The sequence below is a fragment of the Bacteroidales bacterium genome (assembly GCA_013141385.1).
In the GTDB taxonomy this organism is placed as follows: Bacteria; Bacteroidota; Bacteroidia; order Bacteroidales; family Tenuifilaceae; genus UBA8529.
Genome location: JABFRB010000026.1, coordinates 21,258 through 34,850, shown reverse-complemented (window position 1 = coordinate 34,850; position 13,593 = coordinate 21,258). Strand labels below are relative to the sequence as shown.

Sequence of the window (13,593 nt, the reverse complement as noted above, 5' to 3'; positions counted from 1 at the left end):
GATAGATAAATGTCACATATAAAAGTTGAACTAAAAAAAGAACAGATTGCAAAACTCAAGGAGATTTGCAAATCGTTCAACAACGAGGCTGGTGAACTAATTAATGTGCTTCACAAGTCACAGGAAACATTTGGTTATCTTCCTGCCGAAGTGCAAGAAATTATTGCCAAGGAGTTAAACATCTCGGTTGCTAAGGTGTATGGAGTTGTAACATTCTACTCGTTCTTCACCATGATTCCAAAAGGCAAACACCCTATCAGCATTTGTACTGGTACTGCTTGCTATGTTCGTGGAGCCGAGAAAGTGCTTGATGAATTCAAGCGAATTCTTGATGTGAAGGTTGGCGAAACAACCCCTGATGGGAAATTCTCCCTCAGCTGCTTACGTTGCGTTGGCGCTTGTGGTCTTGCCCCTGTAGTGTCAGTAGGTGAAAAAATATACGGACGTGTTTCACCTGATGGAGTTAAGGATATTCTAAAAGAATATGAATAAGGTCTATTTTCATTTTTAGGTTAAAAAAGGGCCATCTCATAAGGGATGGCTTTTTGATTTTAATAATACAACGCTTCAATTTTCAATTACATAACCTATTAACCTATTTGAGGTAATGAACTAGTTGTTTTCAGTTCCTTCTCACTTCAATCTAACTAAGAACTTATGAAATCTTTACAATGAAAAATGTATTCAACCGAATATCTTTGCTGTGAAAGCACTTTTAACTAATGCGTAATATGAGTTAAACTAAATCTGAATATCAAAAATATCCTTGAGAATTTCTTTAGATTCATCCACATATATGCCTTTTTCAATTAGTTCTTTCAAATCGTTTATTGTTTTTTGATTGATTTCTTTTCCTTGCTTAATACCTAGTTTTTTGAATAACTGATATTGTCTTTTTGCTACATTAAAATTATTTAGCCTAAGATTAGATAATGCAATAATAAACATTGCATCTAAATCCCTTTTATTCAATTCGACGGCTTTTTGAGAAAACATAATTGATTTATTGTAATTGCCAGTTTTGTAATATTCACGAGCTAAGGAACTAAATGGTAGTGAATATGTGGAATCTATATTTATTGCTTTTTTATAGTTAAAAATCGCTTGTTCGCTCTCACCTGTTGATGAAAAGCACAATCCTTTTTGGTAATATACATCACTTAATGTTGAGTCCTTTTTAAGTGCTATATCGTAGTATTTTATTGCATTAGGAAAATCTTTTTTCGACCGATAGCAATCACCCATACTAATATTTAGATTCAAATCGTTTTTGTTTATGTTTAATAGCCATTGAAAATCACTTATAGCATCATCATATTCGCCAATATAATAATATGCTTGGGCTCTTTTTGAATACAATTTTTCTATTTCATCAGGATTAGCTTTTATACAAACATCTAAATCCGAAATTGCTTCTTTATATTTGAATATTTCCATAAATATCTCACTTCTTGAAAATAATGCTGGTAACCAATTTGGGTTGAATTCAAGCGATTTATTAATATCGGATAATGCTTTATCAAATTCTTTACTTTCCTTATATGCTAATCCCCTGTTGAAGTATAGAGTACTAGAATTAGAAAATAATTCTATTGCCTTGGAAGAATAATAAATTGCACTATCGATTAGTGCTAATCGTCTATATAAAACTGAAATATTATTGTAAACTGAAATGTTAGGTTGAATTCTAATAACTTTAAGATAGTCTTTAATTGCCTCTTTATCACGATTTAATATTGTTAACGAACCAGCCCTTGCTTCAAGTGCTTCTGTATCATAGGGGTATGTAGAAATTATCTTGCTAAAATCTTGGATGGCAAATTCAACATTCCCATAATCTTTGTAAGCTAATCCTCTGAAATAATAAGCACTTGTATATAGGTCCGAATTTTTAATAACCTTACAAAAACTTTCTATGCTCTTTTTATAATTTTGTGAATAGTAAAGTATTTTGCTTTTAATATATTGAACCATGGTGAGGGTAGAATCTTTTTGGAGATATTGATCGCAAAATTCAAGGGTAAACAGGAAGTTGACTTTTGCAAGACCTAGCAAATAAAGGCGTTTAGCAAATTGGGATTCATTATGTTTTTCAAAAAAATCTTTAGTAATATAGGTGTTTTTATATCCATTATTGTCCGCCAAATTTTTTAAAAATTCATAGCCTATTTGTTTCTCCTCAACTTTTAGATTACCTTTATTTAGTTCAAGTAATAATGACCCGAACTCAATATCTTTAAAATCATCAAAATACATTCTTGATGATTTTTTGGCTTGATTTGAAACGCACTTTGCTAAACGAAAGATACCAATTTCCATTCTATTCGATTTTATATCAATAAGCCCTAGAATTCCTAAAGGTTCATAATTTGCACTATCAAGTTCAACTACTTTAAGAAAATCCATATAGGCCAAATCCAATTCATTTTCTCGAAGATATGTAAATCCACGATAGTAGTATCCTATTGTTGATGAAGCATCAACATCAATTGCAGATTTAAAATAATTTTTTGCAATAAGTAATTTATTTTCAATCAATGATATTTGACCTAAAATGATATAAGATAATTTGAATTTAGGATTGATGTCAATTGATTGTTTTAAGAACTTCTTTGATTTTGCAAAATCATTTGCTAGAAAATATGAATAGCCAATATTATAGTTAGTTGTTATGCTTTTCATATCCAATTTATAGCTTTGGTTGAAGTAGGTGAGTGCTGAATCAATTTTTCCATCTTTTAGTAAGATTGAACCTAATTCATTATTTGCTTCAATAGCTGATTTATTGGATGAAATACATTTTTTATAATAGTAGACAGTGCTATCTTTCTCATTAATAAGTGATTTGCAGATTCCAATATATAAATTAGGAGATGGTATCTTTTTAATTGCAGTATCTATCTGCTGTATTTTGGTATTGTTCAAAATTGACAAAGAACTTCTAAAATCGATAATTGCTTGGGAATACTCTTTGGATCTTATTTTTTTTAGTCCACTATTGATATAATACTGAAAATCGTAGGATGCGTTATAACTAGAATCGGTATAAAGATTTACCCTGAGTTTGTTCCAATAATCTTCCTCATTGAATTTACCTTTAGATAGAAATGAACTATCAATCTGGGCAAATAAATTATTGCTAGTTGTTAAGAAAAATAATAGAAGTAAATGTTTGATTATTTTTACAATAAAACCACTTTTAATCATAGGTGTATTTTTGAGTTATGTAAAATTGGCAATAGAGATGCTTTCTAAAAGGCACATGTTAAAGTTATTTATACAACTCCTTAAAGATTTTTTTATTTTAGAACAAAAATTTAGGGTAAGATAATGAGTAATTACTTCCTATACTTATCAACAATTTCTTTCGAAATCCTCAATCCTAGTTTTAATTCGTTCTGAACTATAGCTACTGCTTCAATTATTTTGTTCTTTTTGATGAGTTCTATAACTTTCTGTTCTAATTCATCGCTTATTTTTTCCATTTTAGTCAATAGTTTTTTACAAAATTAATTAAAATACATTTTATTCCACCTCAACCCCTTTTTGTTTAAGGATTTTGTAATTGGAACGGATACGAATTAGCCAGAAAATCCGCTCCTCCTGATAGTACTCTTTGGTGTTTGGGATTTTACGCTTTAGCGAATTGTAGAAATAGAAAAATGCGGAGAGTGATCGGTTTCCATTGGTATCCTTTGTGAGGTAGTAAAATGGGAAGAGGCTTTTTTCTACTTTCCCATTTACATTTGAATTGGCGTAGAGGAGATACAGTAACCGAAAATCATGATCACCATTGTTGTATTTATCCCAAGTGGTTACCTTCCAAAGTATGCTGTTCGATCTCTTTATACCCAATTGATTTCGATGAACGAACAACTCCCATAATATGCGATAGGTTTCATTCTCCTTGCTTACGCTGTGGTAGAAGAATGGTTGAATGGTGAAATAGCTGAAGGTCGGACTCTTTTTACTCCAAACCAAAGGGGCAAACCTAAAATATTTATAATTGATACTTTTTTCTCGCTCAACAATAGGCCATAGGATGCTTAAGTTTGAGGAATTAGATGCGCTACTGTGTCTAACAAGCAGGAGAAGTACATCGAACTGTTTATGATTTGCGGTATCGCTATAGCTTGTGAAAAGGGGAAATAATATTCTACGATGTTTTGCTTTGCTATCGAATTTCCAGAAAAGAGGTGTAACCATAAGGTGACTTTTTCCATTGATGTTCTGACCTATTGAGAAAATTGGAGCAAAAGTAAATGAGTGTGAGTGTGAGTTCGAACTCCTAAAACTCCAGACTAAGGGGAATACTACTTTTGTTGCTCGGTGTTGATTACTGAATGAAAGGTAAATAGGGAAAAGTATATCAGTCTTTATTTTCTTGTTTCCAACCTCTTTTTGGCTACTCCACCATATCGGCAAAAAGGTATTAGTATAGCTCTTTGGTTTTTTTATGTGCCAGAATAAAGGGGTAATAACAGCATAACGTTTCGAATTATCGTTGTTGTGACCGATAGAAAAGAGAGGAGCAATTGTTAGTGAGCGATGGAGGGAATTATTAAAACTCCATACTATTGGAAATAGCACATGGTTATTTTGGTTGAGTCCTCTATTTGACCAGTATATTGGGAAAATTACGTTCCACCTAACCGCAGATTCACCATCTCCATACTGTGATTTCCAGAATATTGGAATAAGAGAGGCTGAATATCCATCGGGATTTCTGAAATACCAGAAAAGTGGTGTTATAGCAAGATGTTTAACATTTTCATCGGTGCTTTGTCCATATGAGAAAATCGGTACAAAGGTGAAGGATCGATAATTAAGATTTTTTAAACTCCAGATAATTGGAAATAGAATCTTTTTGCTGGTTAAGCGATCCCATTTTGCATAGTAAATTGGGACTAGAAGTTGAAAGTGGCGGTTATATTGACCATCATTTATACTCCTATTCCACCAGATTGGAAATAGCGTATTGAATGTTCGTTTCTGATTTTTAAAATGCCAAAATAGTGGCGTTATAGCCAGATAATTTTTCGAACTATCAATAGATTGTCCATGCGAGAATATTGGGAAAAACGTGAATGATTGGTTCGATTTGTTTTGTAATTTCCAAACCAAAGGCAATAAACCCTGATGCTTTCTCTCAGTATCCTTGTATTTCCAGTAAAGTAGTACTACACGTGACGAATTTCTGAGTTCACCGTTATTCGTTCTGTCGTTTTGCCACCAAAGAGGAAATAGAAGTTTGCCTTTGCCTTGTTCAGTCTGGAAACTCCAGTATAGTGGGGTAATAGCTAGATATGAGTTTTTACCATCAGTAGACTGTCCTCTAGAAATAAAAGGGGCAAATGTAAAAGTGTGATATTCGGTATTTTTAAAGTTCCACACTATAGGAAATAGTATATTTCTTTGGATCGATGGTTCTTTCCGTTCCCAGTAAAGGGGAAAAACAATGTTGGTTGTTTGGGTAATATCTTCATAAAACCTTTTTCTTTTCCACCAAATGGGAAAAAGTGTATTGCTAATAATGTCTGGCGATTTATAATGCCAAAACAACGGCGTAGCTATAACATGCCCTGATGTTTTATCAGGTGATTGCCCTACTGAAAATAGGGGGATAAATGAGAAAGATTGATAGTAAGGAGTGGTTTTGCTCCATATGAATGGCAGAAGTATTTGACTCCTTTCGTTATTATTTTGTTGAGCCCAGTAAATAGGAAAGACAACCAATGATGAGTAATTCTCAAATTTAGTTTTCCATGTGCTACTCCATACAAGAGGGAACAGGGTTGTGCTTTCACCCTCAAAGCGTTTAACATGCCAGAAAAAAGGGGTTACCATTAAATGGTGTCGTTCCCTATCCGAATTATAGCCGTATGAAACTAACGGGACTATAGTAAGCGATTTATACCTAACATTATTCAAACTCCAAACAATAGGAAATACAATCTTGTTGTTTGTGTTTCTATCTTTGTGTGACCAGTAAACAGGGAATACTAGATTACTTATAGTTGAATCTTTTCCATTTAATATTTTCCTATTCCAATAAATTGGGAAAAACAGATTACTAGTTCTTTTTGGCGATTGAAGATGCCAGAAAAGAGGGGTTATAACACTATACTGTTTTTTATTACGTAGGTTATTGCCATAGGAGTAAATGGGGAAAAGTGTATGCGATTTTCTTATAGGACTTTTAAATTGCCAGTAAGCAGGAAAAACTATTAGGTACGATTTTTTTGTTACCTGATTATTTTGATACCATAAAAAGAGTAACAGATTATTCTGCATAACCAGCCCATCGGGCGATTTTTTGAACTCTAGTAGATTGATTCGTGGAGCAAGTTCAAGAAAAGTAAATGTTTTGGTTTTTTCATCGTTATTCTTTGAGATGTGGATTAGTGAGGGATAGTATGTTGATATAATCCGAAGATTCTCCTCATTTATGCTACTATCCCTCCAAAATAGGGGTATAAAGTGAATTCTTCTTTCGCCATTTTTAAAGTTACTATAGCTTCGATAAATTGGAAATAGCAGCTGTTTATCCTTTTCGTAATCGGAGATTGTGCGTTTAAAAATTGGCCACAGATTGATGTTCATATCCCTGGTAATCCCAAAATCGAACGACATACTTTTTTTTGTTGTATCGATTTGGGAAAGGCTTATTAAGGGGATTAATAGAAGGGAGAATAGAACTACTGCTCTCTTAGAAAATAGGTAGCGTTTTTTTACAATCCTCAAAATATGTTTTATTCCAGACAAGGTTTCTGAGTGTTAAACCAACACCTAAATTTACGAATATTTAAGTTTTACTAATAGTAATAATCAGGTATAGTTTTAAAAATATCGATTTAATGGATCTCTTAAAAAGGAGTCTGCTGAGTTTTCTTATTTCCTTAAACCTATCTGAAACCTCTATTTATAAAACGATTCCAATCACCTTTACCTCCATTGAATGTGTTAACATCTACCCAACCCTTTATTCCGTCAAGTTTTCCTCGATGGGCATATTGCCAGAATGTCCAGATTCTATCAATTGGAGGTTCTTCATCTAATGAGCAAATCCAGAGAGGGTTTTTGTTGAAATTATCTTTGATATACTTATTATACTCGTGCTCGTTGGTGTATATAATCACTTTTCGGGATGATCTTACTTCCACATAGTTTATAAAATCCCTAATCTCCTTTATAACTAATTTTGGATTATTTCTATTTGTATAGTTTCCAGATTCTTCAACATCAAGAATAGGGGCAAAATCAAGATTATAGATTTTTACTCTATTCAAATAATTTCTTGCTTGATCTGCGCCATCACGATTGAATTTAAAGAAATGGTAGGCACCAACTCTAACCTTTATCTTTTTTGCACCTTTTATATTATCCAGAAAACAAGGATCTAACCGTGTTTTTCCTTCTGTGGCTTTAATAAAAGCAAAATCAATATTCTGATTCTTTAATTTATCCCAATTAATACGACCGTTATGCTTCGATATATCAATACCAAATATGGGGTATTTGAATTTATTGATTTTGAAAGTCTCGGGCTCAAAAAAAACTTTATAGACAATTATTCCAACAAATATTGAGAAAACAAGAACAACTACATAGAATTTCTTTTTTGGTTTTCTCATGGGCAAAGTAGGTTAAATATTGTGTTAAATCCTTGTATGAGGATATATATAAACCCTCATCAGTTCTTGATTTTTGCTTTGCGAATTTATGAAAACTTTTAGCTAAAAAAGAATATCGGGGGGCATTAGTAATTCTCAAGGCTAAAGGGTAAACAGGGTGAAGTATTTATAAGGATATTAGAGGAGTGATGCTAACCCCTAAATGGTGCATAGATTTTCCCTTTTACGTTTTTTCTATTATATCGATTGGAAGCTATAGAAGCCGTTTTCAAAATTTTTACTTAGAACGAATGTGCTTAAAATAAGAAACTGCCTCAGACATTGTAGTCATTGAGGCAGTTTCCAAAACAATAAATGTCTTATATAATTTAAGCTTATACTAGCTTAACATTTACAGCATTTAATCCTTTTTTTCCTTCTTGAAGATCGAAAGTTACTTCGTCATTTTCTCTAATCTCATTGATTAAGCCAGATACATGTACAAAGTACTCTTTTTCTGATGCTTCGTCTTTAATAAATCCAAAACCTTTTGAATCATTAAAAAATTTCACTGTTCCTTTACTCATTATTTTTAAAATTATTATGGTGCAATGTACGTACTATTATTTAGATATTAACTTTATTTTCAATAAATTAATTTTTCTGGTGCAATATTTTAATTTTTAAAGTCATTTTGGAGGAATAATTCATTAATAATTACACAAAAAGGTCAATCGTATTTAGTTATTATTTAAGGTGATTGAAATTTTAAAATCACGAAAATATAATATGCTAATAATATGATTGTCAGTATTTATGTGTGGGTTGTATCCATTTTTCAATTGTTAATTTTTCTTTGTTTTTCTGTCAAATGGAATTATTCCTGCCATCTCTCCAATGATGTTCACCAAATCGGTTCCAGCAGGGATTACAATTTTGGTATTATTTTCAAGCGATGCTTCAAGAGCTTCCAATTTACGCAGCAATTGAGCGTTACCAATAAAATACTTATCGGCTGCTTCATTAACAAGTTTAATTGCTTCCGCTTCTCCCTCTGCATGTAATATTTTAGATTGCTTGTATCCTTCTGCCTCTTTAATTTTAGCTCGTTTTACGCCATCAGCAACAGTTTCTGCTGCTGTGGCGGAATCTATTGCCGCTATCTTTTCGTTTTCTGCCTTTACCACTTTATTCATGGTTTCTTGTACATCTTTTGGCGGATCAATTTCTTTCAACTCTGTGCGCACAATCTCAATACCCCAATTTTGAGTTTCGATGTGAAGTGTTTTATAGAGCTCGGCATTAATTTTGCCTCGCTCGCTATTAGCCGATTTAAGTGTAAGTGTACCTATAATATTACGGAGCGTTGTGCGTGCAAGGTTAACAATCTGCCATTTGTAATTATTTACGTGGTAAATTGATCCTTTAACGCTTTCTTCATCAGATTTAACTCTAAAATAAACCTGAGCATCTACACTTGCATTCAGATTATCGTTGGTAATTATTTCCTGAGGTTGTGCATCTACCATCTGTTCGGTTACATTAACCATGTAAAGTTTGTCGATAACCGGGATAATCCAATGAAACCCAGGAAGAGCGAATTTATAGTACTTCCCAAGCCTCTCGATAAGACCTCTCTCGGTTGGTCGAACAATTCTAATTCCTAGTAAGAATATAAGTACAATTGGTAGAATAATAAAAATGTAGTTCATGCTATTTGTTTTTTAATAAACAATGATTTTCAAATGGTTATTACGGATTATTTCAATTACTCATTATGTCCTAGAACCTTTCACTGATTAATAACAGATTTTGAATCAAAAGGTGCTTGTTTTGTTTTTACCATCTCGTTTGGCGGCTTTTGCAGCCCTTTTTTCTTTCAGATTTTTAGTGGGTGCTTTTTTACTAGATTTCTCTTTGCCTTCTTTTTCTTTTGACATTTTATTTTGTTTTAATTAACGTAATAAATTCAGTTTGTTTTAAAGAAAAATGATAACCATTAGCTGAAAAAATGGTTTTATATTATTCCCCCCATTGATCTTAAATAGGAGTGGGGCAGAATTTATTTATTCATATCCACTTTTTATTGTGGTTGAAATCATCTTAAAGCATTCGTTTGCTTTTAGAGAATTTGTTGAGTGTGCTGGTATTATAATTGACTGCCCAGTTTCAAGTAAGTTAGATTTACCATCAATAATGATTTCGGCTTTGCCATCAATAATTTGAATAAACGTATCGAATGGAGAAATTTTTTCTTTAACCTCTTTATCAGTATTAAAAGACAATAGGGATATATTTCCCGCCGGCTTTTTCATTATTATTCTACAAACAACAGAATTAGGTTCATACCCAATTAGGTTGATATTTGTAAAAGTTTTTGATTTTTCTACTTCGGCATTATCCAAATTTCTTGACCGATATTCAGGATTATTATGAGGACACATATTGTTTATGTAACATATTTGTTTTGAAACCATTAAAGTTCTTGAAATATGCGCTTCATTTCTGGTTCAGGTATTCCGAGTTTATCGCTGACTCTTAGTATCATTTCAAACTTTCTTCCCGCTTCAAAAAGCAAATCTTTATCGGTTAAACTTTTGAATTGATTAAGGAGTTTTTCTTTTTGTTCGCTCCACTTTTGGTCGTTACGTGAGGGTCTTAAATATTTATCCATTAATCAATTAATTAAGTGAGTAGTTTGAAATTCAAAAGTAAATCATCACTTGAGCATAATTGTTACATAACTTTGTAAATAAGTTACATCATTCCCACATTTTTATTATTGCAAAAAGGTATAAGGGGAATTTAAAAAATGATTACAAACCGAATAAATTTGCTCTCTTAATATTTTTGAAATCTTTCAGATTAAAACCATTTTCGTTATCATTAGTAATCTTTCGAGAGTTATAGTAATAAAGATTACCTTCAGTATCAAATATCATTTCGAAGCATTTTCCTGTTCCAGTATTTTGAGTAGGGCCTACGTGGAAATTAAACATTGTATTTGAAGGGTTTGTGGCTAAGTCAGCCTCAATTTTAGTAGAATTAGAAAGTATTACAAAATAGGGGTAAACTGACTTGATTTTCTCAATTGAATTGACATCTGCTGCCATCATTTTTTCGTCCATGAGCAAAAGAGTGTACTGAAAACATGGTGAACCGTTATAGTATTTTAACCCTCTAAGAGAAATTAAGAAGCGTTTTGTCTCAAGAGTTTTTACATGTTTTTGCATGAATTTGACAATAGAGGGTATTACATATCCGAAGTTATTTGTATTGTCATTTGTATAGGATATGGGAATACAGCATAGTTCAGGCATATTGGTAATGTTTTTTGACGTATCTCCTAGAACAAGGCTTATGAAATTATAGCTTACCCCGCCAGGATCTTTATCGAAAATATTTTTCATGAGCACCAGAAATGAGTACTTTGAATCAAATCGACGTTTTTCAAACTCCTGTTGATCGATAAATTCAAATTCAGTAGATTTCCAGTATTTATTAACAGCATCTTGTATGAACAGATTGTAAGGATTTATGCCACTTTCGAGTACAACACAAGTTTTGGAGTTAATAAACATTCCTATTTGCTGTTTTGATGCTAGTTTGGGGTTTGCCAAGACGCTCAATCCAAATATACTAAGGATAAGAACTAATATGTATTTCTTCAACAGCATGCCAACTATAATTCCATTTACAGTAAGGGCTAATATAATTTTATTCATTGTTTTTATTTTTGAGTAAGGTAAAATATAATCGCAACATGAATGCTGAAGAATATATGTTTTACCATATACGATTTCTATAATGTGAGTTTATACAATTCTTAGAAGATATATCTTATTGAGATAGCTCCACCATCACCCCAGAAACCGGAATAGCCAGTAATATTAAAAGCGGGTTTCCAGTCGAGACCAATGTTTAAAGGAATTTCCCTGAAATTGTATTCTAAACCCAGAATTCCATCTAAACCTATAATGGTATAGTTTGTTCCTGGTGTTCCCCATTTTGTATTATCTCCATTCCAAAAGCCAATATGACCTCCAAAGCCAAAATACCAATTTAAACGTTCTGTTTTGAATGCTTGGTTATGAATTTCATAAAGACCAGTAAATTGGAATCCTCTCCATCTGCTGTCAAGAATTCCTTCTAGGGCTGCTTTTGTCCCAATGAAATGTTTAACAGTTAGGCCATTGAAGTATCCACCTCTTACCCCTATTCCTGTTTTGTAATCCTGTGCATAGCCGGGTGAAATCAAACATAATGCAATTAAAAATGTGAAAATTAGTTTTTTCATCGGTGTAGTTTTTGTGTACTTCTTACTCGTATAGCTTTTCAGTTTCGCTCTGTTTTTTTAAGTGGGTTCTAATCTCCACCCAATAAATTTTTTGTTATGTAAATGTACTAGGGTTATAATGTATTGTAGTTACACAATTCATTAACTGATTTATATGATTCACACATTTCGGTTCACACACTGATGCAAGGGAAATTGTCATTTTAAATGATAAACAACGGCTTGTGCAATTGCAGGTGAGGAATCTTTAATTTTTGTTGGCACTAGTCGATATTCACTTTATACCTTTTGATCTAAGAAATACAAAATATACCACCTTTTATCAGTTAATTTAAATCTACATTTTGGATAAAATCCTGAATTTTCAATCCAGAGTTTTTGAGTAAATGGTTTATTAGTTTTTTTGAAATATACCTTAAATTGTTTTTTATCAACGTCGTAAATTTTTATCTTCATAAATTTCCAATTTTTTTTATTCCATTTTATCTCTCCATTTCCGTCAGCAGATATTCCATTGAGTGGAAATTTTATTCTTGACATTTGAAGTGTGCTATCTGCATGAAATCTCTTATAAAACTTATTAAAACCTTCATTGGAAGCGCTTGATGAAGCATTGTTATTAGAGTCTGTATTTACTGATTTACAATTTACAATTAATAATGAGGCTAAAATGGATAGCATCATTAGATATAGAAGTTTAATCGTTATTCTCATACACTTATGATTTTTGATTGTATTAAATTGAAAAATAATGCCAGTATAATAAGTAAAGAGGTTGTCTAAAAACTGATTTAGACAACCTCTTTTGAATTTTATATTCCTTTAGTTTACTGTGGAATATTAACCGTATTCATTTGAAGGGTTACTGCTGTTTGAGCAAGCATCCTGCCGTTTATAGTGGCACCAGTCTGCATGTTAATACCAGTCTGTCCTAAAATGTTTCCTTCAAAATGGCTAGTAGTACCGAAGGTTACAGCACCTGCTGTTACCCAGAAAATGTTCTTTGCTTGTACACCACCACTTAAGGTAACTCTAACAGCAGAACTCATAATCATGGTTCCAGCAACCTGGAATATAAAAACATCGTTAGGTCCACCCGAAATAGTAACATCCGTTGGGATGATCAGCGCACTAGTCCATTTGTAAAGGCCAGGGGTAAGGGTTAAACCACCAATATTCCCAGCACCTAAATTCAAGAAGTTAGGGTTAATACGTCCGGCAGCATCAGTGTAGGCGGCTTGCATATCAAGCACTGCGATACCTAATCTGGTTGCATTAGTTACCCTGCAAGGCAGTGGCCCGGCAGCATCAACTGTGTATATATTACCTACCACTTCGGCACAAGTTACCAGTACAGCAGCACCAGTGATTGGACTTGAACCAACATCCCCAGTAATCGATGATTTATATACGTTAGTGATTCCTGATTTTGAAAGAATCGCAAAATCGCCTGCAACGCCTAGATATACTCCACCCAATGCACTTTGTTGTGGCTCATAAGCAATTGTCTTTTCTCCGGAAGACATCTTGGAGGATAAATTGGTATCCATACCTTTTTCACATCCAGTCATTAGTCCAACCAATAGCATGGCTACGATTGGGTACATTTTGTTCTGTTTCATTTTAGTTTTTTTTATATGTGTAATTCAATAGTACAAAGATGCGAACCTTAGCGGGAGCGAG

The 13,593-nt window shown here is 32.8% G+C and carries 13 protein-coding genes; 1 reads left to right on the top strand and 12 read right to left on the bottom strand.

Annotated elements, in window-relative coordinates:
* Positions 1–9: 9 nt before the first annotated feature.
* Positions 10–492, top strand: coding sequence for an NAD(P)H-dependent oxidoreductase subunit E (locus HOO91_15590; GenBank protein NOU18978.1), 483 nt, complete (start codon positions 10–12; stop codon positions 490–492).
* Between the two features lie 249 nt (positions 493–741).
* On the opposite strand, the gene HOO91_15585 is transcribed toward HOO91_15590, so the two are convergent.
* From HOO91_15585 to HOO91_15530, 12 genes are all read right to left on the bottom strand, one after another.
* Positions 742–3,207 carry a tetratricopeptide repeat protein gene (locus HOO91_15585; GenBank protein ID NOU18977.1) on the bottom strand — a complete coding sequence of 822 codons (2,466 nt, stop codon included), beginning with the start codon at positions 3,205–3,207 and terminating at the stop codon, positions 742–744.
* Positions 3,208–3,338: 131 nt separating this feature from the next.
* Entirely contained in the window at positions 3,339–3,485 is a 147-nt protein-coding gene (locus HOO91_15580; protein NOU18976.1) for a hypothetical protein, read from the bottom strand.
* Positions 3,486–3,525: 40 nt separating this feature from the next.
* A complete protein-coding gene (locus HOO91_15575) occupies positions 3,526–6,765 on the bottom strand; it encodes a hypothetical protein (GenBank protein NOU18975.1) in 3,240 nt (1,079 codons plus the stop codon).
* Positions 6,766–6,905: 140 nt separating this feature from the next.
* Complete coding sequence (locus HOO91_15570; GenBank protein ID NOU18974.1) at positions 6,906–7,634, bottom strand: lysozyme; 729 nt, start codon at positions 7,632–7,634, stop codon at positions 6,906–6,908.
* 374 nt (positions 7,635–8,008) lie between these two features.
* Positions 8,009–8,200, bottom strand: coding sequence for a cold shock domain-containing protein (locus HOO91_15565; GenBank protein NOU18973.1), 192 nt, complete (start codon positions 8,198–8,200; stop codon positions 8,009–8,011).
* Between the two features lie 258 nt (positions 8,201–8,458).
* Positions 8,459–9,325: an SPFH/Band 7/PHB domain protein gene (locus HOO91_15560; protein ID NOU18972.1), complete on the bottom strand. Its 867-nt coding sequence runs from the start codon at positions 9,323–9,325 to the stop codon at positions 8,459–8,461.
* A 354-nt stretch (positions 9,326–9,679) separates the two neighbouring features.
* Complete coding sequence (locus HOO91_15555; protein NOU18971.1) at positions 9,680–10,018, bottom strand: cupin domain-containing protein; 339 nt, start codon at positions 10,016–10,018, stop codon at positions 9,680–9,682.
* A 71-nt stretch (positions 10,019–10,089) separates the two neighbouring features.
* A complete protein-coding gene (locus tag HOO91_15550; GenBank protein ID NOU18970.1) occupies positions 10,090–10,287 on the bottom strand; it encodes a general stress protein CsbD in 198 nt (65 codons plus the stop codon).
* A 142-nt stretch (positions 10,288–10,429) separates the two neighbouring features.
* Complete coding sequence (locus HOO91_15545) at positions 10,430–11,338, bottom strand: hypothetical protein (protein ID NOU18969.1); 909 nt, start codon at positions 11,336–11,338, stop codon at positions 10,430–10,432.
* A gap of 101 nt (positions 11,339–11,439) precedes the next feature.
* On the bottom strand, positions 11,440–11,910 hold the full coding sequence (locus HOO91_15540; GenBank protein NOU18968.1) for a hypothetical protein: 471 nt from the start codon (positions 11,908–11,910) through the stop codon (positions 11,440–11,442).
* 279 nt (positions 11,911–12,189) lie between these two features.
* Positions 12,190–12,624, bottom strand: a complete 435-nt coding sequence (locus tag HOO91_15535; protein ID NOU18967.1) for a hypothetical protein — start codon at positions 12,622–12,624, stop codon at positions 12,190–12,192.
* Between the two features lie 113 nt (positions 12,625–12,737).
* Positions 12,738–13,532 carry a DUF3494 domain-containing protein gene (locus HOO91_15530; GenBank protein NOU18966.1) on the bottom strand — a complete coding sequence of 265 codons (795 nt, stop codon included), beginning with the start codon at positions 13,530–13,532 and terminating at the stop codon, positions 12,738–12,740.
* Positions 13,533–13,593 lie beyond the last annotated feature (61 nt).